The sequence below is a fragment of the Burkholderia sp. HI2761 genome (assembly GCF_002223355.1).
In the GTDB taxonomy this organism is placed as follows: domain Bacteria; phylum Pseudomonadota; class Gammaproteobacteria; order Burkholderiales; family Burkholderiaceae; genus Burkholderia.
Genome location: NZ_NKFN01000007.1, coordinates 1,681,679 through 1,707,099 on the forward strand (window position 1 = coordinate 1,681,679; position 25,421 = coordinate 1,707,099).

Below are 25,421 nucleotides of genomic sequence, written 5' to 3' on the forward strand. Positions count from 1 at the left end.
GGGCAGGGCGCGCGCGCGCGTCACCGCATGGCCGACACGGGCACCGTGCCGGCGCGCACGGGCGTCACGTGCCGCAGCGGCGCCCCGATCTGCCGCGCGCACGCGACGAGGTCGGCGTACGCGGCCTCGATCGCGTCGAGCGTCGAATCGCCGCGTTCTTCCCTGCCGCGTGCGCACGCGCGCGCGAGCCGGAATTCGAGCACCATCGCTTCGGACGCGATGCGATCGCACGCGGCGCGGATTTCGGCGAACGGCCCGATGCACCCGCTCGCCTGCAGCCAGCGTGCATAGTGGCCGAACAGTTCGAAATTCGCGCCGAGCTGCCGCACCGAATTGAACGAGTACGCACGGAAGCGTTCGAGCGGCGCCTCCGCGAGAATGGGTGCGTCGGTCTGCAACTGCCGGCGGAACGCCGCGATCGGATCGACGACCGGGAGGCGCCGCAGGTGGCGCTGCAACGCGGCGAGCGAGGCTTCGCACAGCGCGCGTTCGGCGAGCGGCGCAAAGCGTCGCTTCGCGCATTCGACGTAGGGCGGCAGCGTCATCGGCGAACTGGCGCCGACGAGCCCGTTGTAGTCGAAATCCTCGGCGACGTAATAGCCGCTGTTGTGGAAGTAGCCGATCTGGTGTTTCGCGCGGTCGATCGCATCGATGCCGATGGCCGTCTTCGTGTGCTGCGTGCGGTAGCTGTCGCCGCGCGTATCGGGCAGGAACCACGCGTCGACCTCGACGATCATCAGGTGGCCGCGTGCGACCTGCGTCTCGATGTGCTGGTCGAGCGGCTCGTAGATCGAATGTTCCTGCACGACGATCCCGTAGAGCCGCTCGAGCTCGTCGTGCGGAAACTTGAAGAACGTGAACTGGTCGCCCTCGAAATCGAGCGCGATCGTAAACGGCAGCGCCGCATACGGATTGAGGCCCCACCACCGGAGCACCTCGAGCCACATGTCGACATAGCAGTTGGTCTGTTTCCAGACCATCTCCTGACTGTGCAGCGGGTGCGGCCGGTAGTGGCGCGCGCGGTGGCGCACGCCCTCGAACGACGCGTCTTCGCCGTCGCGCGAAACGAACCTCATGGCGTGCCCCACAGCACGTCGCGGACCGCTTGCGGCCATGCGTCGATGTCGAAGCCGTGATGGCGGAACAGCGCGAGCGTGAGCCGCTCGAGGCCGAAGCCGACGCAGCCCGTGTGCGCGACGTCGCCCGTCGCGGTGCGGATGTCCCACAGCAGCCCGAAATGGTCCATGTGGTAGTTGAAGCTCAGGCAGGCCGTCTGTCGGCCGTCGTGTTCGATCGGAATCAGCAGCTCGAACTTCAGGTTCTGCTCGCGCTGGCTGTTCGCGACGATCTTGCCGCCGCGCCCGAAGAACGGGTCGTTCGCGAGATCGATCGCATTCGGCAGGCGCAGCGCCTCGATCATCCGCGTGCCGCGTTCGATCCACGTCTCGCGGAACGAGACGATCTGCTCGGGCGTGCCGATTCGCACGTACTCGCGCATCCGGAACAACTGCATGCGGGTCGGATCGAGCGACGGCTCGTGACGAAAGCAGTACGAGAACACGTCGACGATCCGGCCGTCGGCGGGCAGCGCGCCCGCGCGTGCGACGACGGGATAAACCGGGTAGCACGCGGCCGGCGTCATCACGACGTAGGTCGGCTTCTGGTTTTCGGTCCAGTCTTCGCCCTGATCGAGGCATTGCAGCACGCGCTGGTGCTGGCCTTCGTCGCCGCAGAAGGCGTGCACGCTGCCCGCCAGTTGCGGGAAGCTCTTCATGTATTCGCTGCGCTCGAACTCGGTGCGGCTCATCGCCGGCGGGAAGCGCAGCACTTCGGCCTGCTGGTCGGCGCCGATGCGCGTGATGAGCGCGTCGAGCGCTTCCACCACGCGCTCGAATCGTTCGCTGCGGCCGAACAGGCCCTGGATGCCGGTCGAAACGAGCAGGCCCGCATCGATCAGCGCGTCGCGCAGCGGATTGACGCCCGCACGGTCGAGCGGTGCATCGGCGGGAACGGTGGCGGTGGAGGGCACGGCGAGGCGATCGTTCACGTATGTTTCTCCAGCGTCGCGGGACGCAGCGCGAGCAACAGGCTCGCAGTATTGGCGGCAATGCGGTCGTTGCTGATCATCAGCGGCGCCGCGTGCAGATCGCGAATGTGGCGGCCGATGCTGAACGGCGTGCCTTGCTTGTAGCCGGCCATCCCGCAGATCATCATCGCCTGGTGCGCGACTTCGAGCGCGGTCGCCGACACGTAGGTCTTCAGCGTATTGATCTCGGCGGCCCAGACCATACCGGCCGACCACGAGCGGGCCGACGCGTTCGCGTGGAGGCGCAGCACGTTGTCGACGCGGGCCTGCATCGCCTGCATCAGCGCGAGCGATTCGGCGATGCGTCGCGCGGCGGGCGACGGTGCGCCGTCGGTCTGGCGCGCCTGCGCGCGGAAGAACTGGTGCGCGCGATGGAACGCGTCGCCGGCCACGCCGATCCACACCGCGGCCCACAGGATGTGCGAGACCGGCACCATCGTTTCCTCGGCGATCTTCGCGAACGGCACCGGCAGGCATTGCACGGCGGCGCCTTGCGCGTCGAGCACGAAGCCGTTGCTGCACGTGCCGCGCATGCCGAGCGTGTCCCATTCGCCGCGGCGCGTGAGCGTATAGCCGTCGCGCAGCAGCGTGACGAGCACCTGCTCGGAGGCCGGCGCGTCCGCATCGCGTCGCGCGGTGGCGAGAATGCCGTCCGCGTAGTCGCCGTACGAGATCGTCGGCGCGGATTTGTGCAACCGGAACCCGCTGGCGTCGATTTCGAGCGCGCACTGGCTCGCGCGCAGGTTGCCGCCGACGCCGTCTTCCGACGTGGCCGACGCGAGCAGCCACTGGTGACGCACGAGCTGCTGCAGGAACAGCTTGTGCCAGCCCTGGTCGGCGGCGTGGTCGACGATACAGGCGACCTGGATCTGGTGCATCGCGAACACCATTGCCGACGATGCGCACGCCTGGCCGAGGATCGAGCAGGCCGACGCGATGTCTTCCAGCGACGCGCCCGCGCCGCCGAGATGGGTCGGCACCATCGCGCCGAGCAGCCGGCGCGCGCGCATCGCCTCGATCGCCTCGACGGGGCAGCGCGCGTCGCGATCGACCGCATCGGCATGCTGGGCGGCGATCTGTGCGACGGCATGCGCGGCCTCGTCGAGCCGATGCGAATCGGCGTCGGACGCGAGTTCGGGAAGCAGCGTGCTCATGCGGAGTGCTCGGTGCGTTGCAGCGTGGCGATGGTGCCCGCGAGTGCGTCGATGCTGCGGAACAGGTTGCGGTTCAGCATCTCGTCGGGAATCTCGATATTGAACTGCTTTTCGATCGCGAGCATCAACTGGATCGTATCGAGCGAGGAGAGGCCCGCTTCGTAGAGGTCGTCCCCATCGCCGATCAAATCGATCGCGGCTTCGAGGTGGGCGACGTGCTTCAGGATGGTTCTGATTTCGTTTTTCACGTGCTGCTCCGGCGTGCGTGGTGTCGTCCGCTCGGGCAGACGCGCGATAAGCGCTGACATTCCCCCCGGCAGTCCGGCATCAGTAGACCATTGGCAGACACGGCGTTCTGTTCGCCACCCTACAAACAGCTGACCCGGCACGCGGACGGCGTCGAAGCGCCGTCCCGGTCCGGTGCGCCGGTCACGCGCGCGACGCGGCCGGCACGCCCGAGTCGGCCGACAGGATGCGCTTCATCTCGTCGCGCACGATCGCGCGGCAGCCGCACGACATTTTTTCGAGGCCGTCGAGGTCCGCGAGCTCGATCGAACTACGGTATTGCCGGATCAGGCCGAGTTTCTGGATTTCGCCGGCGGCGTCCGTGACCGTTTCGCGCCGCACGCCGAGCATTTGCGCGAGCATGCTGTGCGTCACCTGGATCTCGATGCTGCGCGTACGGTCGAACGCGAGCAGGAACCATCTGCATAACTGATGTTTGAGCACGTGATGACGGCTGCAGAACGTGATCTGCGAGACCTGGGCCATCAGCAGCCGCACGCAGACGAACACGAGGTGGCGGATCACCGGCGACGCATCGAACGCGGCCGCGAAGATGCGCCGGTCGAGCCGGTAGACGAAACCGTCGCGGCACGCGACCGCCCGGCAGGGCATCCGGCCGCTGCCGCCGATCACGTCGTCGCAGACCACGCTTTCGCTGCCGATCTCCGCGACTTCCAGCGTCATGCCCCCCGACGACACGTACTGCAGCGAAATCGCGGTCGTGACCGGCAGGTAGACCGCGGCGAGCATTTCGCCGGGTTCGCAGAGCACCTGCCCGGATTTCAGGTGAACGAGTTGCAGATGGGGTGTCAGCGTGGCGAGTTCATCGCGGTCGATGGCCGCGAGAAACCGGTTGGCGTCGAAGCTGTGGGAAAGCTCGATCACGCCGTTCGCATACGCGACGGCGTCGGCGGCCTGGTGAGTCACGGCGCATCCTCGCAGGTTGGCGGTCGCGCGTCGTCTCCGCGAATCCCGGAACGGGATTTCGCACGATCGTGCGGACTTTCGTTGATCAAAAACGGAATGACGATACTCGCGAAAAAGGCTAGCACGCAATTGAATTCGAACCATTCCGCATTCTGTCATTTCACAAAATTTGACGGTTGAGATTGAATGCAAACGTCATGTCGATTTAATGATTCATTTTCCTGGAATTAATCATCCGGAAATAGAATCGTGAGGTTGCTCGTCATTCTATGTCGACCGGGAATCAATCGATCAACGTGGCGAATCGTACAGAGAAAGTGGCGAGAAGGCATTGAACATTATTTGACAAATAAAGAGGGTGCGCCTGATTTTCTATTCGGATCAATGGTTTGCAGGTGATATGTGCGATGCCTGACAGAACCTCGAATTAGTGTACCGATTCAAATTTGAGACAGTTTGAAACGAGCGTGTGAGGTGCGGCGACGGCGGGAAATGCTGCGCTGCACATCACGGAAACAATTGAAAATCGGCTGTAAGTAATTGAACGATAAGCGTCGCGGCCGCAATGCAGTCGTCGCGCCCCGATGCACGGGAATTGATCAGTCGAATGCTCGCTGTGTCCGCCGCGCGGAGGAGTGTCCGGAAATGAGACATTTTTTGGGATTTGGGGACGGTTATTCGGGGGCTCTAAATCGGATGTGATTCATATATTAAGGACGGACGGGTATTGGCACGTAAATCGCTTATTCGGGCTGGCGTGTCGAAACGGGGCAGTCGACTCAATTCGGCGATGACAAGCCGATGATCAGTCGGATTCAGGGTTGTGGGCCGCAACCGCTGTCAATGTCCGGACGCGCACCGAGATAACGAGTTCCATGCCGGCTGCCGCAGCCGGCGCGGACGATAAAAGGGATACAGACATGCTTCATCTTCACTCGAGCTATTCGGCGAACGCCATCCTTGCTGCCCTCCCGGAGGACAGCGTCCGCGCCATCGCACCGCATCTCGAACTGGTCAGGATCAAGGCCGGGATGCTCGACCGGGTCGGCGAGCCGATGCGCCATCTGCATTTTCCGACGACGGCGATGATGTCGGTGCAGCACCTGATGGAGGACGGTGCGATGGTCGAGGTGGCGATGGTCGGCCGCGAGGGGGTGGTCGGGCTGGGGACGCTGGTCGGCGGTCTCGCCGCGTCGAGCCGGGTCGAGGTGCGTATCGGCGGAATGGCCTATCGCGTGCCGAGTTGCGTGATGCGCGCCGAATTCGAGCGGTCGGCGCAGACCTACCGGCTGCTGCTCAACACGTGCCAGGCGACGATGGCGCAGATCTCGCGCAGCGCGCTGTGCAACCGGCATCACTCGGTCAGCGAGCAGCTCAGTCGCTGGCTGCTGCTCGCGCACGACCGGATCGACGGCGACGAGCTGGCCGTCACGCAGCAGACGATCGCGAACATGCTCGGCGTGCGGCGCGAGGGTGTGACGGAAGCAGCCGGGAACCTGCAGGAAGCCGGGCTGATCCGGCAACGCCGCGGCCGCATCACGGTGCTCGACCGGCACGGCCTCGAACATCAGGCGTGCGAATGCCACGACCTGATTTGCGCCGACTATCGCCGGTTGCTCGGCACGCGCGGGAATGCGAGGCCGGCGGCGGTTCGCCCGCGCATGCTGGAGGCGCACCGCAGATTCTCCGCACCCGGTGCGTGACGATGCAGTCGATGCCGGGTGGAACGAATGCAATGCGGCGTGCCGCGATCGCGGCGGCCGATGTGCTGCTCGTGCTGGCCGGGACGCTCGTCGCTCAGGCGGCGTCGGGTCTCGGATGGCATGAGCTGTCCGATGCGCAGCGCGGTTCGATCGCGCTGCTGGGCGTGCTGACGGTGGCGTTGCTGCCGCGCTGCCTGCGCACCGTGCGCGGCGGCGTGGCGGTGCAGGGCGGCGCGCACGTGCTGGCGCACACGCTGGTGGCGGTGGTGTGCGCGAGCGTGCTGACGGTGGCCGGCGCGATGTGGATCATGAATCGCGGCGGCACGGTGACGACCCGCTGGATCGTGCGCACGGTGCTGGCCGGCGACGCGGCGGTGCTGCTCGGCCGTGCGGCGCTGCTGGCGCTCGCGCTGACGCGCGGCGACCCGCGTGCGCGGCAGCGCCGCGTCGCCGTCGTCGGCGCAACGGCTTACGGGCGCGTGGCGATCGAGCGGATGCAGCTCGCGCCGAACGGCCCGTTCGTGGCCGCGTGCGTATTCGACGACGATGCACAGGCCGCCGCGGGTGGCATCGGCGGCGTACCGATGATCGACGACTGGAACGTGTTGCGCGACCTGATTCGCGGCGGCGACATCGACGAGGTCTGGCTCACGCTGCCGATGTCGCACGAGTGGCGGATCCAGCGCATCGTGCGCGAGTTGCGCGACGAGTTCGTCGAGTTGCGGCTGTTGCCCGACGTGCGGCAGATGGCGATCGTCGATCGCTCCGCGACCGACGTGCTCGGCATGCCGGCGATCAATCTCGCGACCACGCCGCGCTCCGCGCCGGAGCTGTGGGCAAAATTCGCGTTCGACCGGCTGTTCGCGTTCGGCGTGCTGATTCCGTTGCTGCCGCTGCTGACGATGCTGGCGATCGCGGTCAAGCTGTCGTCGCCGGGGCCCGTGTTGTTCAGGCAGCGCCGCAAGGGCGTCGACGGCCGCGAGTTCGATATCCTGAAGTTTCGGACGATGCGCGTGCATCGTGCACAGCCGGGCGTCGTCCGGCAGGCGTCGCGCAACGATTCGCGCATCACGCGCGTCGGCGCGTTCCTGCGGCGCACGTCGCTCGACGAGCTGCCGCAGTTCTTCAACGTGCTGTTCGGGCAGATGTCGGTGGTCGGCCCGCGTCCGCACGCGATCGAACACGACGACCTGTATCGGCAACTGATCGACTGCTACATGTACCGCTACCGCGTGCGGCCCGGCATCACCGGATGGGCCCAGGTGAACGGCTATCGCGGCGAGACGCGCAAGGTCGAGGCGATGGAGGCCCGCGTGAAGTTCGATCTGTTCTACATGCAGAACTGGAGCTTCTGGTTCGACATCAAGATCATCCTGATGACGGTGGTGCGCGGCTTCATCGGGCGCAATGCATTCTGAGGATCGCGAATTATCCAGGCAGCGATCGTGCGATCGATCTTGGCGATGGCGCGATGCCGGTTCGCGAGCACGGAAAGAAGCGCTGCGGCCGCCTGGAAAATTGCTGCGCTGCGGTTGCGCCGGCGGGCTTCGCGGCGCGCGACGCAGGTCGGCATTGCGCGTCCGTCCCCAGTTTCCGCACCGCTGCCGCCGCATGACGGGCACGCTGATTCCGGTCAACACACGCGTGTTCAATGGGTTTATCCTGCGTCGAATGCGTCCGGTGTTTCGCACGTCCGGCCGCCCATCCGGATGCGGCGGCGCAGTCATGCCTGCGTGCCGCGCACCGGCGCGATACCGCGCGCCGCTCTTTTTTCGCGCGGAACCCGGAACAGGAGAGACGGCCATGTCGCTCGACCCACAACAACGACAGACGCTGAAGCAGCGGCTGAACGAGAGCGCGCAGGCGCTGCGTGCGGAGATCCGTACGAGCGAAGACCAGCGCGCGTCGGAATCCTATGCGGACCTTGCCGGCGCGGCGCCGGACGAGGGCGACGAGGCGAACGCGGATCTGTTCGTCGACGTCGATCATGCATTGATCGGCATGAAGCTGACCGAGCTGCGCGCGGTCGGCCGCGCCCAGCAGCGGATGCGCGACGGCAGTTACGGCGAATGCATCGACTGCGATGGCTCGGTCGGCTACGAGCGCCTGCTGGCGCGCCCGACCGCCGAACGTTGCACGCATTGCCAGTCGCTCTACGAGCGACGCTATGCGACGACGCCGCGCGCGTCGCTCTGACGTCGCGGCTTCAACCGCGCTGCACGCGACGCGCGGCCGGCGTAGGATGACCAACGGGCGCCCGGCGGCGTCGACATGCGGCGCCGGGCGGGCAGACGCCGTCGCGCACGCGTGCGGCGCCATCCATGTGGAAGGGAGCCACGCCGATCATGCCGATCCACAATGCCGAGTGCGCGGCCGTGTTCGCCGAGATCGCCGACATGCTCGAGATCCAGGGCGCCAACCCGTTTCGCGTGCGTGCGTACCGCAACGCCGCGCGGACGGTCGCCGACTACGGCCGCGATATCCCGACGATGATCGCGAACGGCGACGATCTCGGGAAGATTCCGTCGATCGGGGCCGATCTCGCGGCGAAGCTGCGCGAGATCGCCGCGACCGGCACCTGCGAGCTGCAGCAGACCTTGCGTCATGCGCTGCCGGGCGCGATCGTCGAACTGCTCGATGTGCCAGGGCTCGGTGCGAAACGCGTGAAGGCGCTGCATGACGCGCTGCACGTCGATTCGCTCGAACAGTTGCGCGCCGAAGCGAAGAGCGGGCATGTGCGCGAGCTGCCGGGCTTCGGCGCGAAAACCGAAGCGCATCTGCTCGAAGCGATCGACGATCGCCTGCAGCGCGAGCCGCTACGCTTTCTGCTGCCCGACGCCGCGCATGCGCTGATGCCGTTGCTCGAACGCCTGCGTGCGGTGGCCGGCGTCGGCAAGGCCGTGTCGGCCGGCAGCTTCCGCCGCCGCCGCGAGACGGTTAGCGATCTCGACATCCTCGTTACCGCACGCGACCCGGCCGCCGTCGCCGAAGCGTTCGTCGGCTACGGCGACGTCGCGCGCGTGCTCGCGCACGGCAAGACCCGCTCGAGCGTGACGTTTGCCAGCGGGTTGCAGGTCGACCTGCGCGTCGTCGATGCCGATGCGTTCGGCGCGGCGCTCGTCTACTTCACGGGATCGAAGGCGCACAACATCGCGCTGCGCAGGATCGCGCAGGCCGGCGGCCTGAAGATTAACGAATACGGCGTGTTTCGCGGCGACGAGCGGATTGCCGGCGCGACGGAGGCATCGGTCTATGCGGCCATCGGGCTGCACGAGGTACCGCCCGAGTTGCGCGAGGCTCGCGGCGAGATCGATGCGTCGCGTGCCGGCACGCTGCCGGCGCTGGTCGAGCGCAAGCATCTGCATGGCGACCTGCACGCGCATACCGATGCATCCGCCGGCCGCGATGGCCTGCGCGCGATGGCCGACGCCGCGCGTGCACGCGGGCTCGCGTACCTGGCCGTCACCGACCGTGCGCCGCCCGATGGCGATCGCGACGGCTTCGACTGGCTCGCGCGCCAGCTCGACGAGATCGATCGCGTCAACGCGACGTTCGACGATTTCGTGTTGCTCAAGGGCGTGGAAGCCGGCATTCGCGAGGATGGCAGCCTCGATGTGCCCGACGCGATGCTCGGCCGGCTCGATCTCGTGGTGGGCGCGGTACGCGACGGTTTCGGCCTGCCGCGCGGCGCGCAGACCGATCGCATGCTGCGCGCGATGGACCATCCGCATTTCACGATTCTCGCGCACCCGACGGGCCGCGTGCTCGGCGAGCGCGACGCGTGCGAACTCGATGTGCCGCGCGTGCTGGCGGGGGCCGCCGCGCGCGGCTGCTTCGTCGAACTCGATGCGCAGCCGCGGCGATTCGACCTGCCGGACGTCTGGTGCCGCGAGGCCGCGAAGGCCGGCGTGCCGGTCGCGATCGGTTCGGATGCATGCAGTGCGGACGAACTCGACAACCTCTCGTTCGGCATCGATCAGGCGCGGCGCGGCTGGCTGACGCGGCAGGACGTGCTGAACACGCGCACGCTCGCGCAACTGCGGCCGCTGCTGGCGCGCACGATGGGCGGTGCGGGCAGCGCGGTTGGCGGCGCGAAGCGGAGCCGGTCGAAGGGCACGTGAACGCAACGCGGGCGGCCGCGATGCGTTCGACTCATGCTGCCGGCATGGTCATGCGAGCATGCCGGTCGCCGGGACGTAGGGCAGGCCGAGCGCCAGCGCGACGGCTTCGTACGTGATGTGGCCGTCGCACACGTTCAAGCCCGCGCGCAGATGCGGATCGTCGAGCATCGCCTGCTTCCAGCCCTTGTCGGCGAGCGCGAGCGCATGGCCGAGCGTTGCATTGTTCAGCGCAAAGGTCGACGTGCGCGCGACCGCGCCGGGCATGTTCGCGACGCAGTAGTGGACCACGCCGTCGACGACGAAGGTCGGCGCCGCGTGCGTGGTCGCATGCGAGGTCTCGAAGCATCCGCCCTGGTCGATCGCGACGTCGACGACGACTGCCCCCTTGCGCATCGTCGCGATCATGTCGCGCGTGACGAGCCGCGGCGCCGACGCGCCCGGCACGAGCACGGCGCCGATCACCACGTCGGCATCGCGCACGGCTTCGTCGACCGTATGCGCATTCGAGCAGACGGTCGCGATCCGGTTGGCGAACACGAGATCGAGCTGGCGCAACCGGTTCACGTTGGTATCGAGCACGGTGACGCGCGCGCCCAGACCCACCGCCATCTGCAGTGCGCCGGTGCCCACGACGCCCGCGCCGAGCACGACGACGTGCGCGGCCGGCACGCCGGGCACGCCGGCCATCAGCAGGCCGCGGCCGCCGCGCGGGCTTTCGAGGTGGGTCGCCGCGACCTGGATCGACATGCGGCCGGCGACTTCGCTCATCGGGGCGAGCAACGGCAGGCCGCCGCCGGGGCCCGTCACGGTTTCGTACGCGATGCAGACGGCGCCGGATTTCACGAGCGCCGCGGCCTGATCGGGATCGGGCGCGAGATGCAGGTACGTGTAGAGGATCTGGCCGCGCCGCAGCATCGCGCATTCGGCCGGCTGGGGCTCCTTGACCTTGATGATCATGTCGGCGCGCGCGAAGATTTCGTCGGCGCCGTCGCTGAGCGACGCGCCCGCGGCCGTGTAGTCGTCGTCGAGCAGGCCGATCGCCGTGCCCGCGCCGCGCTGCACGAGCACGCGATGGCCGTGCCGCGTGAGTTCGCGCGCGCCGGCCGGCGTGAGGCCGACGCGGTATTCGTGGTTCTTGATCTCTTTCGGCACACCGATCAGCATGAGTCGCCTCCATGGCCTTCGTTATCGTCGTCGTGCGGGCAGCCGCTTGCGCAACGGCGTGCCGACCGCAGTACTGGAATAACAGGGTAGTAGCGCACGGAGGGAAGTCAAGCGGCCGGGCTGCGCGACGACGCATGCGCACTGCAACGCAGCATGCGCAGCTACTGGTTGCGACCGGACGTCGCAATGCGCACGCGGCCGGGTTTCGGTATCGTCATGCGTGCCGCGTGCCGCGTGCCGCGTGCCGGGGCCGGGGCCGCGCGCCGAGATGCTTTCGGCAAAACAACGACACGACGAGACGAGGACATTGATCGACATGACCGGTGCGTATTTCAGCGTGCCGACGCTTGGCGCCATCGCGCTGGTGCACGTCTACTGGGCGTTCGGCGGGCGGCTGGGCAAGCGCGCGGCCATTCCGGAGCATGACGGCGTATCGCTGTTGCGGCCCACTGCCGTCGGCACGCTCGCCGTCGCGGCGGCATTGCTGGGCGGCGCAGGCGTGGTCGCCGCGCGTGCCGGCTGGCTGGGGCGCAACGCGTATCCCGGCACGATCGCGTTCGCGGTCGTTGCGCTCGCATTGATCTTCGCGGTGCGGGCCGTCGGCGATTTCCGCTACGTCGGCTTCTTCAAGCGGATTCGCGGGTCGCGTTTCGCGCGGATGGATACGCTGTATTACTCGCCGCTGTGCGCGGCGCTTGCGTTGTCGATCGGATCGATGCTCTGGCCGTGGTGACGGTTGAGCGGCGCGCGATTCAACTCGCGTGCGGTTCGATCGGCGTAAGGTATTCGGCCGGCACGGCAGCGGTCAGCCAGATGCCGTTTTCGGCGACGAAGAACGTGTGGCCCTCCCGGTGCATGCGCTGCGCATCGACTTCGACGATCGCGGGCATGCCGTAGCGCGCGCCGACGGCTCGATCGTCCGCCAGACCGGCGCAGGCATCCGCCCCCTCGCCATCCTTGCACATTCCGCCTTGCGGATTTCCCATTGTTGCTAATTTCGATGCACTGAATTGCATTGAACCCCCTGGCACTGGAACCGGTTCCATATATAATTCGCCGCATTCGTCGCCGGGCCCGAAAAGAGGGTCGTGCACGTTGCGCTTGCCGTCGGCATACGCGCCGTCTAAGTTGAACGAGGGCCATGGGCGATGGCGGGCAGATGCAGGCCGATGCCGGTATTTGTCCGACGATAGGGCCCGCGAAGAGGTCGATCCTCGCGGCGCCGCCGGTACCGGGGCGACGTGCGGCTGCAATGACGGGCCACCGCGGATCGCCGCCGGACGCCTGCATCGAGGTTGTGCGCAACACACGAAAGAACAGGGCGACCGGCCGACTGCGGCACGGCTGCCCGCCGGACACGCGGCATGCGGAATGCGCGCGTCCGAACCCGATCCCCAACGATCAACATCCGACCATGTCCACGCCACCTGACAAACCCAATTCGCGTCGCCGTTTCCTGCGCACCTCGGTCGCGCTCGTGCCGATCGCGTCGGTCGCCGGCTGCGACCTGCGCTCGTCGTCGTCCGCGACGACGGCCGGCAACGCGTCCACTGCGTCGGCCAGCGCCGAACGCGCGCCGTACAAGCCGACCTTTTTCGATGCGAAGGAATGGGCATTCGTCCAGGCCGCCGTCGACCGGCTGATTCCGGCCGACGCCGAAGGCCCCGGCGCACTCGAAGCGGGCGTGCCCGAATTCATCGATCGCCAGATGGAGACGCCGTATGCGCACGGTGCGACGTGGTATATGCAGGGGCCGTTCCAGCAGGGCGTGCCCGAGCTCGGCTACCAGTTGAAGCTGGTGCCGCGCGACATCTACCGGCTCGGCATCGCGGCCGTCAACCGCTATTGCGAAAAGGCGCACGGCAAGGCGTTCGCGGATCTCGACGCGCCGACGCGCGACACGGTGCTCGGCGCGCTGGAGAAGGGCGGCGCGCAGATCGACGACGTCCCGCCCGGCGTGTTCCTCGGCCAGTTGCTGCAGAACACGCGCGAAGGCTACTTCTGCGATCCGGTGCATGGCGGCAATCGCGACATGGCCGCGTGGAAGATGATCGGTTTCCCGGGCGCGCGCGCGGACTTCATGGATTTCGTCAACCAGAGCGGCAAGCCCTATCCGTACGGCCCCGTCTCGATCAACGGGGAGCGCAGCTAATGGCCACGGATAAGAAGCCGCATGTCGATGCGGTGATCGTCGGCTTCGGCTGGACCGGCGCGATTCTCGCGAAGGAACTGACCGAAGCGGGCCTGAACGTCGTCGCGCTCGAGCGCGGCGAATATCGTGACACCTATCCGGACGGCGCGTACCCGAACACGATCGACGAGCTGACCTACAACATCCGCAAGAAGCTGTTCCTCGACCTGTCGAAGACGACCGTGTCGATCCGCCACGGCCTGCAGGACACCGCGCTGCCGTACCGGCAGCTCGCCGCGTTCCTGCCGGGCGAAGGCGTCGGCGGCGCGGGGCTGCACTGGTCGGGCGTGCACTTCCGGATCACGCCGGAAGAACTGCGCCTGCGCAGCCACTATGAAGAGCGCTACGGCAAGAAGTTCATCCCCGAGGGGATGACGATCCAGGATACGGGCGTCACGTACGACGAGCTCGAGCCGCATTTCGATTTCGCCGAGAAGGTGTTCGGCACGTCGGGGCAGGCGTACAAGGTCGGCGGCAAGGTGGTCGGCGACGGCAACGTGTTCGAGGCGAACCGCAGCGACAACTTCCCGCTGCCCGCGCAGCTCAATACCTATTCGGCGCAGCGCTTCTTCGATGCGGCGCACTCGCTCGGCCTGCATCCGTACCGGCTGCCGTCGGCGAACACGTCGGGGCCGTACACGAACCCGTACGGCGTGCAGATGGGCCCGTGCAACTTCTGCGGCTACTGCAGCGGCTACGCGTGCTACATGTACTCGAAGGCGTCGCCGAACCTGAACATCCTGCCGGCACTGAAGCAGGCGCCGAACTTCGAGTTGCGCTCGAAGTGCCACGTGCTGCGCGTCGACCTCGACGACACGAAGAAGCGCGCGACCGGCGTGACCTACGTCGATCCGGCCGGGCGTGAAGTGCACCAGCCGGCCGATCTCGTGATCGTGGCCGCGTTCCAGTATCACAACGTGCATCTGCTGCTGCTGTCGGGCATCGGCAAGCCGTACGACCCGGTGTCGGGCGAAGGCGTCGTGGGCCGCAATTTCGCGTACCAGAACCTGTCGACGATCAAGGCGTTCTTCGACAAGGACACCTATACGAATCCGTTCATCGGCGCGGGCGGCAACGGCGTCGCGGTGGACGACTTCAACGCGGACAACTTCGATCACGGCCCGCTCGGTTTCGTCGGCGGCTCGCCGCTGTGGGTGAACCAGGCCGGCGTGAAGCCGATCAGCGGCATCGCGACGCCGCCCGGCACGCCGCAGTGGGGCTCGGCGTGGAAGAAGGCGGTCAAGGACAACTACGCGCACACGATCTCGATGGATGCGCACGGCACCAACATGTCGTACCGCGACGTGTATCTCGATCTCGATCCGACCTATCGCGATTCGTACGGCCAGCCGCTGTTGCGGATGACGTTTGACTGGAAGGACAACGACATCAAGATGGCGCGGTACGTGACCGGGCAGATGAAGAAGATCGCGGAGGCGATGGGGCCGAAGGCGATCGGCGTGTCGACGCGCGAGTTCGGCAAGCACTTCGACTCGCGCCAGTACCAGACGACCCACCTCGTCGGCGGCGCGATCATGGGCACCGACCCGAAGACGAGCGTGCTGAACCGCTATCTGCAGTGCTGGGACGTGCACAACGTGTTCGTGATGGGCGCGTCCGCGCTGCCGCAGGGCATCGGCTACAACCCCACCGGGATCATCGCGGCGCTGGCCTACTGGTCGGCACGCGCGATCCGCGAGCAGTATCTGAAGAATCCCGCCCCGCTGGTGACCGCATGAAGAGGACGATGAACCACCACAACGCCGCGCGCCGCGCGTCCCCGCTGCGGCGCGCGCTGGCGATCGGCACGGCATGGGCGGCATTCGGTCTCGCGGGCGGCGCCGCGTTCGCGCAGCCGGCGTCCGCGCCGGCCGCGGCTTCGGGCCCGGCGGCCGCACCGGCCGCCCAGTCCGCCGACGCGGCCCTCGTCAAGCGCGGCGAATACCTTGCCCGCGCAGGCGACTGCATCGCCTGCCACACCGCGAGCGGCGGCAAGCCGTTCGCGGGCGGGCTGAAGTTCGACACGCCGATCGGCGGCATCTACTCGACGAACATCACGCCGGACCCGAAGACGGGCCTCGGCGGCTGGACCTACGAGGACTTCACCCGCGCGGTACGCGAAGGCGTGCGCAAGAACGGCGACACGATGTATCCGGCGATGCCGTTCCCGTCGTATGCGCGGCTGACCGACGACGACATGAAGGCGCTGTACGCGTACTTCATGCACGGCGTCGCGCCCGTCGAGCACGAGAACCGCGCGGTCGACATCGTGTGGCCGCTGTCGATGCGCTGGCCGCTCGGCATCTGGCGCAAGATGTTCGCGCCGTCGCCGAAGCCGTTCGACGCGGCACCGTACACGGACCCGGTGGTCGCGCGCGGCGCGTATCTGGTGCAGGGGCTCGGCCACTGCGGCGCGTGTCATACGCCGCGCGCGCCGACGATGCAGGAGCGCGGGCTGACCGATGCGGACGGCCCCGACTTCCTGGCCGGCGGCGCGGCGATCGACGGCTGGGTGCCGACGAGCCTGCGCGGCGAGCCGCGCACGGGCCTCGGCACGTGGAACGAAACCGAGATCGTGCAGTTCCTGAAGACCGGCCGCACGCTGCGCACGGCCGCGTTCGGGGGGATGACGGACGTGGTCGGCCACAGCATGCAGCACATGACCGACGACGACCTGAACGCGATCGCGCGCTATCTGAAGACGTTGCCGCCGCGCGTGCAGGGCGAGCAGCCGCACGTGTACGACGCGGCCGCCGCGAAGGCGCTGCAGAGCGGCGACGCGGGCAAGCCGGGCGCGGCCGTCTATCGCGACAACTGCATGGCCTGCCATCGCAGCGACGGTCACGGCTACACGCGCGTGTTCCCGGCGCTCGCCGGCAACCCGGTCGTGCAGGGCGACGATCCGACCTCGCTGATCCACGTCGTGCTGGAAGGCAGCGCGCTGCAAGGGACGCGTACCGCGCCGTCGACCTTCACGATGCCGCCGTTCGGCTGGCGCCTGTCGGACCAGGAAGTCGCGGACGTGTCGAACTTCGTGCGCACGAGCTGGGGCAACACGGGCGCGCCGGTGACCGCCGCGCAGGTCGCGAAGGTGCGCAAGAGCGTGCCGTCGACGCGGCCCGAGCCGCCGCCGGGCGCGCGGTTCCCGCAAGCGTCGCGCTGACGGGGCATCGACCCACTTGCCGCCCGGTCAGCGCCGACGGGCGGCGATGTCTTTCCCCTTCGCCGGGGTTGCACCCCGCCAATACGCGCCGCCGCGTGAAATTTTCTCGGCGGCGCGACATTTTTCCGCCTCATCCCGTATCCTTTCACTCTTGAACCTTACTAAATAGTTACAAGAACTTGGGAGGGGGGATGCCTCATGACGTCAGCCTGATTGCGTTGCTCGCGGCCGGTTTCGGTCTCGCGATGATCTTCGGTTACCTCGCGTCGCTGCTGAAAATGCCGCCGCTCGTCGGCTATCTGCTCGCCGGGATCGTGATCGGCCCCGGTACGCCCGGCTTCGTCGGCGACCTGTCGCTCGCGCAGCAGCTCGCCGAAGTCGGCGTGATGCTGCTGATGTTCGGCGTCGGTCTGCACTTTTCGCTCGGCGATCTCCTCGCGGTGCGCAAGATCGCGCTGCCGGGCGCCATCGTGCAGATCACCGTCGCGACGCTGCTCGGCGGCGGGCTCGCGCTCACGTGGGGCTGGAGTCTCGGTGCGGCGCTCGTGTTCGGGCTCGCGCTGTCGGTCGCGAGCACCGTCGTGTTGCTGCGGGCACTCGAAGGACGCGGGCTCGTCGAGACGGTCAACGGGCGCATCGCGGTGGGCTGGCTGGTCGTCGAGGATCTCGTGATGGTGCTCGTGCTGGTCCTGCTGCCGCCGGTGGCGGGGCTGCTCGGCGGCACGCCGCCCGGCGACGCGCATGCGGCCGGCGGCAGCGTGTGGGGCACGCTCGGCGTCACGATGCTGAAGGTCGCGGCATTCATCGCGCTGATGCTGGTGGTCGGCAAGCGCGTGTTCCCGCGCATTCTGTGGCTCGTCGCGCGCACCGGTTCGCGCGAATTGTTCACTCTCTGCATGATTGCCGCGGCGGTCGGCATCGCGTTCGGCGCGGCGAAGCTGTTCGACGTGTCGTTCGCGCTCGGCGCGTTCTTCGCCGGGATGATGATGCGCGAGTCGGAATTCAGCCGGCGCGCGGCCGACGAGACGCTGCCGCTGCGCGACGCGTTCTCGGTGCTGTTCTTCATTTCGGTCGGCATGCTGTTCGATCCGAAGATATTGCTCGACCAGCCGCTGCACGTGATCGAGGTCGCGGCCATCGTGCTGATCGGCAAGACGGTCGCGGCCGTGGCGCTCGTGATTGCATTCCGCTATCCGCTGAACACGGCGCTGACCGTGGGCGCCGGCCTGGCGCAGATCGGCGAATTCTCGTTCATCCTCGCGGGGCTCGGCCGGGCGCTCGGGCTGCTGTCGGCCGAGGGGCAGAGCCTGATTCTCGCAGTCGCGCTGATCTCGATCGCGATGAACACGCTGCTGTTCGCGACGATCGATCCGGCGCTCGCATGGATCCGCAAGCATTCGGCGTTCGCGCGCAAGCTCGAGGCGCGCGACGATCCGCTCGCCGCGCTGCCGATGTCGACGCCGCAGACGCATCTGACCGGGCAGGTCGTGATCGTCGGCTATGGCAAGGTCGGCACGCGGATCGCGCATGCACTGGACGAGCGCGGGATCGCGTATGTCGTCGTCGAGCAGAATCGCGAGCTCGTCGAGAAACTGCGCGCGGACGGCATCGCGGCCGTGTCGGGCGACGCGATCGAGCCGATCGTGCTCGTGCAGGCACATATCGCCCGCGCCGGGATGCTGGTCGTGACGCTGCCCGACGTGTTCGACGTGCGGCAGATCGTCGAGATCTCGCGCACGCTCAACCCGACGCTCGAGGTCGTGCTGTGCACGAACAGCGGCGACGAGGCCGCGCTGCTGTCGAGCGAGGGCATCGGCACCGTGTTCATGGGCGAGACCGAACTCGCGCGCGGGATGACCGAGCACGTACTCGGCCGGATGGCGAAACCGGTCGCGGCCGCGCATTGACGGCGTACGGCGGCGGCCGGCCCTGCGTGCTTCAGTCTCTGTGGTGTGTTGCTGCAGAGCGGGCTGGGGCGGACGGCATCGCCGCCGGCGTCGTCAGCCTGCGGTAGCCGCCTTCGCGGGCGCGGGCGTGCCGGATTGCGCGGCCGTCTTGAGCGATGCCGGCGGTTTCTGCGTGACGGTCGTGGTTGCCGCCGCCGTTTTCGGCGCGGCGACCGTCTTCTGCGGCGCGGCGGCCTTCGCCGGCGCGTTCTTCTCCGGTTCGACCGGTGCATCGGGCGGCACGCCGAGCAGCTGCAGCGAGCCGCTCGTGACCGACGCGAACACCGGGCCGGCCACGGTGCCGCCGTAGTAGCCCTTGCCGCGCGGCTCGTCGATCATCACCGCGACGATCAGGCGCGGGTCGCTCATCGGCGCCATCCCGGCGAACAGCGCGCGGTACTTGCCTTTCGCATAGGTCGCGCCGACCTGCTTGCGCGCGGTACCCGTCTTGCCGCCGATCCGGTAGCCGTCCACGCGCGCGCGGCGCCCGGTGCCGCCTTCACCCACCGCCATCTCCAGCATCGAGCGGATCGCGGCGGCCGTTTGCGGCGACGTCACGCGGTGGCCGCGGTGCGCGTCGATCGTCTGCTGGTCGGTGCCGTTCTTCAGCAGCGACACCGGGTGCAGCGTGCCGTCGCCCGCATAGGCGGTGTAGGTCTGCGCGATCTGCAGCAGCGACATCGACAGCCCGTAGCCGTACGCCATCGTCGCCTGCTCGATCGGCCGCCAGCGCTTGTAGCCGCGCAGCCGGCCCGACGCGACGCCCGGGAACGTCAGTTCCGGTGCGCGGCCGATCCCGTACTCCTGGTATTTGTTCCAGATCGTTTCGGCGGGCAGGTTCAGCGCCAGTTTCGCGAGCGCGACGTTGCTCGACTTCTGCAGCGCCTGCGATACCGTCAGCGACCCATGATTCGACGTGTCGTGGATCACCGCCGGGCCGATCTTGTAGGTGCCCGGCGACGTGTTGATGATCGTGTTCGGCGTGACCTTGCGCTCGTCGATCGACAGCGCGACGACGAGCGGCTTGATCGTCGAGCCCGGTTCGAACGTGTCGATCACCGCGCGGTTGCGCAATTGCTGGCCGGTGAGGCGGGCGCGGTCGTTCGGGTCGAAGGTCGGATAGTTCGCGAGCGCGAGGATCTCGCCGTTCTGCGCGTCGAGCACGACGACGCTGCCGGCCTGCGCGTTGTTTTCGATCACGGCGGCCTTGAGCTGGCTGAACGCGAGCTGCTGGATGCGGCGGTCGATCGTCAGTTCGATCGTCGCGCCGTGCTGCGCGGGCACGAGCGGGCGCGTGTCCGACACGATGCGGCCGAGCCGGTCGCGGATCACCTCCCGCTGGCCCGACGTGCCCTGCAGGCGCGCGTTCGCCGCGAGCTCGACCCCTTCCTGGCCCCTGTCCTCGACGTTCGTGAAGCCGACCACGTGCGCGGCCGATTCGCCTTCCGGGTAGAAGCGCTTCGAATCGGCGATCTGCGTGATGCCGTCGATCGCGAGCTTGTCGAGCCGGCCGGCGGTGTCCGCGTCGACCTGTCGCTTGAGCAGCACGAACGTCTTGTCGTTGCCGAGACGTCGCTTCACCTCGACGAGCGGCATGTCGAGCAGCTTCGCGATCTGCGGGTAATCGGTGTCGGCGACCTGTTTCGGGTTCGCCCAGATTTCATAGGTCGACAGGCTGACCGCGAGCATCGCGCCGTTGCGGTCGACGATGCGCCCGCGCATCGCGTCGAGCTCGATCGTGCGCTGATAGCGCTTCTGGCCCTGGCCGACGTAGAAATCCTGGTTCGCGACCTGCACCCAGAAAGCGCGCGCGATCAGCGCCGCGAACGCGAGGAACACGACGACCACGATCAGCCGCGAGCGCCACATCGGCAGGCGCGCCGCGAGCATCGGATTCTTGGTCGCCGCCGCGTACGGAGCGGCGGGGCGGGTCTTCTTTTTCAAGCTCATGCAATGGCCGGGTGGGGCCGCCGGATGGCGGCTGGTCAGTCTGAATAATGCGATTGTAATAAATGAGTAAACATCGTGTGGGGAAAGTATGTTCCGGCCCCGCAAAAAGGCGAATGGCAGGCCGTCTGAAAAGGGGGAGGAAGGAGCAAGAAAGGCGGGGGCCGGCGCGAGATTCCGCGCCACGTGCGGATGATGAAACACGGATGATCCATCGCATGCCGATGCGGGCGGATGGTCTGCGGCATGGTTCGATCGCGATCGTCCCGGCGCGCGATCAATTGCCCGCACTTCGGTTATTTCTTTAATCTCGAAAATGAAAAGCGCCTCCCACCGAGGCGCCATTCATACTGAATATCGAAATGAATATCACTGATACCGGAATAAACCCGAAAACCGCAGACGATAGATGTCAATAATACCTATCGGGCAACGGAAATAAATTCCTGGTATTCCGGCTGGGTCGTGCAGGTATCGACCGCCTGCAGGCGCCACGCGCCGTCGGGATGCTCGCCGGCGAGCACCGCGCGGCCCTGTTCACGCCGCGTCGCATCGAACGACAGTCCCTTCAACTGACAGACGGCATTGCCGCTGTCGGCCGCGCAGAGCGCCATCGCGCCCTCCACGTCGCGGACCTTGCCCCAGGTCGGGAGGTCGATGCCCTGATGTGCCTCGCGCGACCACAGCCCCTCGTCGGTATCGACCCACAATACCGCGAACGAATGCCGGGTTGCCGATTCGCTGCCATTAATCCGAATGGTGAGGCGCATTGCATCGTCTCCTGAAAAAAATGACGCATCCGACCGTTTTGACTTGAACAGTCTAGATAGACTGGTGTGAAACGCAAGTGATAATCCGCAATAAATCCATATTGAGTCCATTTCGATTTCAGATGAAACGACGTCTGACGATTCATGGTCGTTCCGGAGGCGTCAGCACACGCGGGCGATACCGGCGACAGCGGTGTCCGGGCCGGCACGCGCGACGGTCCGGACATGGGACGACAGGGCCGCTCGCCGCGTCGATCTGTCGCGCGCCGGCCGCCGTCGAAACCGGGCGAGCGACGCGCATCCGACGCCGGTCGAATGCAGTCGGGCGAGGCATTTCTGCGTTTTGACGCAGCGGCCGGCACGACACACTCCGACAATCGCGTACAAATCGGCACACTTTCACGAAACTTTCGGGACAGACTTGCATGCGGTCCGGCCCCACACTGGGACCTTCCCGATCCTGTGCCGCGGATGCCCATCCGCGCCGGCTGCCGCTGCCTCGTGCCAGAGCGCGATCGACGCGATCGCAGGGCGCACGCCCGATCGGGAGCCGCCGGGGCGCGCGTCAGCCCCGGCCCGGCCAGTGAGCCGTGCGCCGCCCGCAACCGCGGGTGCCGCGCCGCCTGGCCGACTCTTCGAAGGAGACTATCGTGCTGATCTGGAAAACCGCGTTGTCGCTGAACTGGCGGACGAGCCTCGTGTCGCCGGCCAGCGCACCGGTCGCGGCGGCGAACGTCGGACGGCTGGTGCTGACCGGCGCGACCGGCTTCATCGGCAGTACCGTGCTGACCGCGCTCGTCAATGCAGGGTTGCTCGAACGCATCGTCTGCGTCGTGCGCGCGCAGGATCGCGGCCACGCGGTCGCGCGGCTGCGTGAAGCCGCGCTGCGCGCGGGGCTCGCGCCGTACTGGGCGTCGCGCCTGACCGACGCGAACGTGATCGTCGGCGCGCTCGGCGACGTGTGGCACGGCGCCGATGCGCCGCGCCTGACCGGCGCGACCCACGTGATTCACTGCGCGGGCCATGCGTCGCCGGCCGACGGCGCGCACCTGCAGGCCGACATCGCCGATGCGGTGCGCTTCGCCGAACGCTTCGCGCGCGCGTCGCGCCTGCAGCGCTTCGTCTACGTCGGCACGGCCTACGCGCATGCCGGCCGTGGCGGAATCGTGCGGGAAGAGGCGGAACGCGACGCCGGGAACGATGCCGCGCCGGGCGACGAAGGCCTGCCGGGCGCGGTGCTCGCGGCCGATTACCTGCACGCGAAGGCGGAGACGGAACAGCGCCTGCGCGCGCTCGGGCTGCCGCTCGTCGTCGTGCGGCCGTCGCACGTGGTCGGCCACACGGTGCTCGGTACGCGGCCCGCGCCGAATTCGTTCTGGATGTTCCGGCTTGCGCATGCGGCGCGCCGCTTCACCGCGCGGCCGATGACGCGCATCGACATCGTGTCGGTGGACGACGTGGCGCGCGCGACGATGCTGCTGGCCGTCAAGCCGACGCTCGCGCACGACGTCTATCACGTGTCGGCCGGCGACGAGGCGCCGCAGGTCGCGCAGATCGTGCGCGCGATGGACGAGGCGGCGGGGATGACCGGGGCGCCGCGCTACGCGGCATGCGCGCCGGCCGAACTGCCGCTCGTCGTGCGCGACGTGCTCGGGCGCCCCGACCCGGCACTCGAGCGCGTGATCGGCCGGGCGTTGCAGCGCTGCGGGGAATTCGCGACGGTCGATCGCGTGTTCGACAACCGCCGCGTGCGCGACGAAATCGATTTCGAGCCGTTGCCGTTCATCGATTACGTCGAGGAGTGCATGCGCACGTCGCGCGGGGTGGCCGTGACCGAACTGATGCGCGGCGCGATCCACTGACCGCCACTGACGCCCGCGTCGCACCGGCGCCCGTTCCCGCACGTGGCGGGCGTCGTCCTTACGCGTGGCTGCCGAGCTCGATGAGCCGGTCGAGCGCGCGGTAGATGTCCTCGAGGCCGTCCTGGCCGAATCGCGATTCGAGCTGACGATATTGCTCGTCGATGCGCGGACCGATTTCCGTCACCAGTTTCCTGCTTTGCGGCGTCAGGCTGACCAGCAGCCGGCGCTGATCCTCCTGCGCGCGCATGCGCGTGATCAGGCCGTCGCGCTCCATCCGTTCCAGCACGCCGGTCAGGCTCGGGCTCAGGATGCAGCAGCGTTTCGCGATCTGCCCGGCTTCGAGCGCCTGCGCCGGTTCGCCGTCGAGCACGCGGATGATCCGCCATTGCTGTTCGGTCAGCGAGAATTCCTTGAGAATGGGGCGAAACAGGCCCATCAGCGTTTCGCGGGCCTCGAGCAGCAGCATGGCCAGGTTGCGATGGTCGAGCGTACGGTTCATCAGGGTGAGCAGAGGACGGGGACGCATCAATCTTAACAGCCGGAGCTGATGAATTTCGTGTATCAGGGTAATCGAGGTTGCCAGCGCCCGATTGTTTACTTAAGATGTTAAGTATTGACGATGCGCCGCGACGCGCGGCAGGGGAATGACGCATGGAGCTGTCTTGCACGACCGCCGCGGCGCCGCCGTTGCCGGTCGCCATCGGTACCGTCTACGGCGCGCTGCTCAACGAGCGCGCGGCCCTCGCCGCGCTCGGCGATGCCGTGAACGCGCCGCCTTACGGCCGCCCGCCGCAGGCGCCGATCCTCTACATCAAATCCGCCAACACGCATGTGGCCGACGGCGCCGCCGTCGCCGTGCCGGCCGGCGTCGACGCGCTGGAGATCGGCGCGTCGGTGGCCGTCGTGTTCGCCCGGCGCGCGACGCGCGTGGCGTCCGCGCAGGCGCTCGACTACGTGCACGGCTTCACGCTCGCGAGCGACGTGTCGGTGCCGCATCCCGATTACTACCGTCCGGCCGTGCGTTTCAAGTGCCGTGACGGCTTTTGCCCGCTCGGCCCGGTGATCGTGCCGGCCGCCGCACTCGCCGATGTCGACGCGATCGGCCTGACGGTGCGGATCGACGGCGAGGTGGCCGCGTCCGCATCGACCGCGACGCTGATTCGCCCGGTGCGCGAGCTGATCGCCGACGTGACAGCCTTCATGTCGTTCGACGCGGGCGACGTGCTGCTGCTCGGCGTCGCGGGCGGCGCACCGCGCGCGCGCGCGGGCAGCACGATCGAGATCGCCGCGGCCGGCATCGGCACGTTGCGGCATACGCTGATCGCGGAGGAAGCACGATGAAGACGGCGCGCGTGATCTACAACGGGGCACTGCATGCAGCCGAACCGGCCGGCGACGGTGCGATCCGCCTCGATACGGGGCGCGTGGTGGCCGAGGACGCGGTGGCGTGGCTGCCGCCCGTCGCGCCGCGCACGACGTTCGCGCTCGGCCTGAACTACGCCGACCATGCGAAGGAACTCGCGTTCAACGCGCCGAGCGAACCGCTGATCTTCCTGAAGGGGCCGAACACGTTCGTCGGCCACCGGTCGCGCACGGTGCGCCCGGCGGACGCCACGCACATGCACTACGAGTGTGAGCTGGCCGTCGTGATCGGCCGGCCCGCGCGCCATGTGAGCCGCGCGCAGGCCATCGACCACGTGGCCGGCTATACGGTCGCGAACGACTACGCGATTCGCGACTATCTCGAGAACTACTACCGCCCGAACCTGCGCGTGAAGAACCGCGACACCTGCACGCCGCTCGGGCCGTGGTTCGTCAGCCGCGACGAGATCGGCGACGCGGGCGACCTGACGCTGCGCACGACGGTGAACGGCCGGGAGACGCAGCGCGGCAGCACGCGCGACATGGTCTTCGACGTGCCCGCGCTGATCGAGCACATCAGCAGCTTCATGACGCTCTCGCCGGGCGACCTGATCCTGACCGGCACGCCCGAGGGGCTCGCGGACACGAAGCCGGGCGACGAGGTCGTGACCGAAATCGAAGGGATCGGCCGGCTCGTGAACACGATCGTCGGCGAAGCAGACTACTATCGCGCCGGCTGA

At 67.7% G+C, this 25,421-nt stretch carries 22 protein-coding genes; 12 read left to right on the plus strand and 10 right to left on the minus strand.

Annotated elements, in window-relative coordinates; genetic code table 11:
* Positions 1–20 precede the first annotated feature (20 nt).
* The 5 genes from CFB46_RS25200 to CFB46_RS25220 form a co-directional block, all read right to left on the minus strand.
* A complete protein-coding gene (locus CFB46_RS25200; protein WP_089502346.1) occupies positions 21–1,076 on the minus strand; it encodes a DUF1839 family protein in 1,056 nt (351 codons plus the stop codon).
* Positions 1,073–2,047, minus strand: a complete 975-nt coding sequence (locus tag CFB46_RS25205) for an amino acid--[acyl-carrier-protein] ligase (RefSeq protein WP_089501648.1) — start codon at positions 2,045–2,047, stop codon at positions 1,073–1,075. The genes CFB46_RS25200 and CFB46_RS25205 overlap by 4 nt, the downstream gene beginning before the upstream one ends.
* Positions 2,044–3,240, minus strand: coding sequence for an acyl-CoA dehydrogenase family protein (locus CFB46_RS25210; RefSeq protein ID WP_089501649.1), 1,197 nt, complete (start codon positions 3,238–3,240; stop codon positions 2,044–2,046). The genes CFB46_RS25205 and CFB46_RS25210 overlap by 4 nt, the downstream gene beginning before the upstream one ends.
* Positions 3,237–3,488: an acyl carrier protein gene (locus tag CFB46_RS25215; RefSeq protein ID WP_179235113.1), complete on the minus strand. Its 252-nt coding sequence runs from the start codon at positions 3,486–3,488 to the stop codon at positions 3,237–3,239. Before CFB46_RS25215 ends, CFB46_RS25210 begins: the two co-directional genes overlap by 4 nt.
* A gap of 181 nt (positions 3,489–3,669) precedes the next feature.
* Positions 3,670–4,452 (minus strand): Crp/Fnr family transcriptional regulator, encoded by a 783-nt coding sequence (locus CFB46_RS25220; protein WP_089501651.1) that lies wholly within the window; start codon positions 4,450–4,452, stop codon positions 3,670–3,672.
* A 920-nt stretch (positions 4,453–5,372) separates the two neighbouring features.
* On the opposite strand from CFB46_RS25220, the gene CFB46_RS25225 reads away from it, so the two are divergent.
* From CFB46_RS25225 to polX, 4 genes are all read left to right on the plus strand, one after another.
* Complete coding sequence (locus tag CFB46_RS25225; protein WP_027782874.1) at positions 5,373–6,155, plus strand: Crp/Fnr family transcriptional regulator; 783 nt, start codon at positions 5,373–5,375, stop codon at positions 6,153–6,155.
* A gap of 32 nt (positions 6,156–6,187) precedes the next feature.
* Positions 6,188–7,573, plus strand: a complete 1,386-nt coding sequence (locus tag CFB46_RS25230) for an undecaprenyl-phosphate glucose phosphotransferase (RefSeq protein ID WP_227789639.1) — start codon at positions 6,188–6,190, stop codon at positions 7,571–7,573.
* Positions 7,574–7,958: 385 nt separating this feature from the next.
* Entirely contained in the window at positions 7,959–8,351 is a 393-nt protein-coding gene (locus CFB46_RS25235; RefSeq protein ID WP_089501652.1) for a TraR/DksA family transcriptional regulator, read from the plus strand.
* Between the two features lie 149 nt (positions 8,352–8,500).
* Complete coding sequence (gene polX, locus CFB46_RS25240) at positions 8,501–10,276, plus strand: DNA polymerase/3'-5' exonuclease PolX (protein WP_089501653.1); 1,776 nt, start codon at positions 8,501–8,503, stop codon at positions 10,274–10,276.
* 48 nt (positions 10,277–10,324) lie between these two features.
* On the opposite strand, the gene ald is transcribed toward polX, so the two are convergent.
* Complete coding sequence (gene ald / locus CFB46_RS25245) at positions 10,325–11,440, minus strand: alanine dehydrogenase (protein WP_027782878.1); 1,116 nt, start codon at positions 11,438–11,440, stop codon at positions 10,325–10,327.
* 316 nt (positions 11,441–11,756) lie between these two features.
* On the opposite strand from ald, the gene CFB46_RS25250 reads away from it, so the two are divergent.
* Positions 11,757–12,173, plus strand: coding sequence for a DUF3995 domain-containing protein (locus CFB46_RS25250; protein ID WP_089502349.1), 417 nt, complete (start codon positions 11,757–11,759; stop codon positions 12,171–12,173).
* A 19-nt stretch (positions 12,174–12,192) separates the two neighbouring features.
* Here CFB46_RS25250 and CFB46_RS25255 read toward each other — a convergent pair whose 3' ends face one another.
* The gene (locus CFB46_RS25255) at positions 12,193–12,456 is read right to left on the minus strand and encodes an RNA 2'-phosphotransferase (protein ID WP_089501654.1); all 264 of its coding nucleotides are present in this window, start codon (positions 12,454–12,456) and stop codon (positions 12,193–12,195) included.
* 398 nt (positions 12,457–12,854) lie between these two features.
* On the opposite strand from CFB46_RS25255, the gene CFB46_RS25265 reads away from it, so the two are divergent.
* The 4 genes from CFB46_RS25265 to CFB46_RS25280 all read left to right on the plus strand — a co-directional run bounded on the left by CFB46_RS25265 (position 12,855) and on the right by CFB46_RS25280 (position 18,701).
* Positions 12,855–13,592, plus strand: coding sequence for a gluconate 2-dehydrogenase subunit 3 family protein (locus CFB46_RS25265; RefSeq protein ID WP_089501655.1), 738 nt, complete (start codon positions 12,855–12,857; stop codon positions 13,590–13,592).
* The gene (locus CFB46_RS25270) at positions 13,592–15,370 is read left to right on the plus strand and encodes a GMC family oxidoreductase (protein ID WP_027782882.1); all 1,779 of its coding nucleotides are present in this window, start codon (positions 13,592–13,594) and stop codon (positions 15,368–15,370) included. Before CFB46_RS25265 ends, CFB46_RS25270 begins: the two co-directional genes overlap by 1 nt.
* Positions 15,367–16,794, plus strand: a complete 1,428-nt coding sequence (locus tag CFB46_RS25275) for a c-type cytochrome (protein WP_089501656.1) — start codon at positions 15,367–15,369, stop codon at positions 16,792–16,794. The genes CFB46_RS25270 and CFB46_RS25275 overlap by 4 nt, the downstream gene beginning before the upstream one ends.
* 191 nt (positions 16,795–16,985) lie before the next feature.
* On the plus strand, positions 16,986–18,701 hold the full coding sequence (locus tag CFB46_RS25280; RefSeq protein WP_027782884.1) for a cation:proton antiporter domain-containing protein: 1,716 nt from the start codon (positions 16,986–16,988) through the stop codon (positions 18,699–18,701).
* Between the two features lie 93 nt (positions 18,702–18,794).
* Here the strand turns inward: CFB46_RS25280 and CFB46_RS25285 are convergent, their stop codons facing one another.
* Entirely contained in the window at positions 18,795–20,690 is a 1,896-nt protein-coding gene (locus tag CFB46_RS25285) for a peptidoglycan D,D-transpeptidase FtsI family protein (protein WP_089501657.1), read from the minus strand.
* A gap of 419 nt (positions 20,691–21,109) precedes the next feature.
* Entirely contained in the window at positions 21,110–21,457 is a 348-nt protein-coding gene (locus CFB46_RS25290; protein WP_027782886.1) for a DUF3564 family protein, read from the minus strand.
* A gap of 650 nt (positions 21,458–22,107) precedes the next feature.
* On the opposite strand from CFB46_RS25290, the gene CFB46_RS25295 reads away from it, so the two are divergent.
* A complete protein-coding gene (locus CFB46_RS25295; protein WP_089501658.1) occupies positions 22,108–23,319 on the plus strand; it encodes an SDR family oxidoreductase in 1,212 nt (403 codons plus the stop codon).
* A gap of 58 nt (positions 23,320–23,377) precedes the next feature.
* Here the strand turns inward: CFB46_RS25295 and hpaR are convergent, their stop codons facing one another.
* Entirely contained in the window at positions 23,378–23,818 is a 441-nt protein-coding gene (hpaR, locus tag CFB46_RS25300; protein WP_027782888.1) for a homoprotocatechuate degradation operon regulator HpaR, read from the minus strand.
* Positions 23,819–23,970: 152 nt separating this feature from the next.
* On the opposite strand from hpaR, the gene CFB46_RS25305 reads away from it, so the two are divergent.
* The gene (locus CFB46_RS25305) at positions 23,971–24,660 is read left to right on the plus strand and encodes a fumarylacetoacetate hydrolase family protein (RefSeq protein WP_089501659.1); all 690 of its coding nucleotides are present in this window, start codon (positions 23,971–23,973) and stop codon (positions 24,658–24,660) included.
* The gene (locus CFB46_RS25310) at positions 24,657–25,421 is read left to right on the plus strand and encodes a fumarylacetoacetate hydrolase family protein (RefSeq protein ID WP_089501660.1); all 765 of its coding nucleotides are present in this window, start codon (positions 24,657–24,659) and stop codon (positions 25,419–25,421) included. The genes CFB46_RS25305 and CFB46_RS25310 overlap by 4 nt, the downstream gene beginning before the upstream one ends.

Coding starts and splice junctions, on each gene's coding strand:
- CFB46_RS25285 (WP_089501657.1), bottom strand. CDS start 20,690: ATGAGCTTGAAAAAGAAGACCCGCCCCGCCGCTCCGTACGCGGCGGCG.
- CFB46_RS25235 (WP_089501652.1), top strand. CDS start 7,959: ATGTCGCTCGACCCACAACAACGACAGACGCTGAAGCAGCGGCTGAAC.
- CFB46_RS25200 (WP_089502346.1), bottom strand. CDS start 1,076: ATGAGGTTCGTTTCGCGCGACGGCGAAGACGCGTCGTTCGAGGGCGTG.
- hpaR (WP_027782888.1), bottom strand. CDS start 23,818: ATGAACCGTACGCTCGACCATCGCAACCTGGCCATGCTGCTGCTCGAG.
- polX (WP_089501653.1), top strand. CDS start 8,501: ATGCCGATCCACAATGCCGAGTGCGCGGCCGTGTTCGCCGAGATCGCC.
- CFB46_RS25290 (WP_027782886.1), bottom strand. CDS start 21,457: ATGCGCCTCACCATTCGGATTAATGGCAGCGAATCGGCAACCCGGCAT.
- CFB46_RS25250 (WP_089502349.1), top strand. CDS start 11,757: ATGACCGGTGCGTATTTCAGCGTGCCGACGCTTGGCGCCATCGCGCTG.
- CFB46_RS25270 (WP_027782882.1), top strand. CDS start 13,592: ATGGCCACGGATAAGAAGCCGCATGTCGATGCGGTGATCGTCGGCTTC.
- CFB46_RS25310 (WP_089501660.1), top strand. CDS start 24,657: ATGAAGACGGCGCGCGTGATCTACAACGGGGCACTGCATGCAGCCGAA.
- CFB46_RS25265 (WP_089501655.1), top strand. CDS start 12,855: ATGTCCACGCCACCTGACAAACCCAATTCGCGTCGCCGTTTCCTGCGC.
- CFB46_RS25230 (WP_227789639.1), top strand. CDS start 6,188: ATGCGGCGTGCCGCGATCGCGGCGGCCGATGTGCTGCTCGTGCTGGCC.
- CFB46_RS25255 (WP_089501654.1), bottom strand. CDS start 12,456: ATGCAATTCAGTGCATCGAAATTAGCAACAATGGGAAATCCGCAAGGC.
- CFB46_RS25275 (WP_089501656.1), top strand. CDS start 15,367: ATGAAGAGGACGATGAACCACCACAACGCCGCGCGCCGCGCGTCCCCG.
- CFB46_RS25210 (WP_089501649.1), bottom strand. CDS start 3,240: ATGAGCACGCTGCTTCCCGAACTCGCGTCCGACGCCGATTCGCATCGG.
- ald (WP_027782878.1), bottom strand. CDS start 11,440: ATGCTGATCGGTGTGCCGAAAGAGATCAAGAACCACGAATACCGCGTC.
- CFB46_RS25225 (WP_027782874.1), top strand. CDS start 5,373: ATGCTTCATCTTCACTCGAGCTATTCGGCGAACGCCATCCTTGCTGCC.
- CFB46_RS25280 (WP_027782884.1), top strand. CDS start 16,986: ATGCCTCATGACGTCAGCCTGATTGCGTTGCTCGCGGCCGGTTTCGGT.
- CFB46_RS25305 (WP_089501659.1), top strand. CDS start 23,971: ATGGAGCTGTCTTGCACGACCGCCGCGGCGCCGCCGTTGCCGGTCGCC.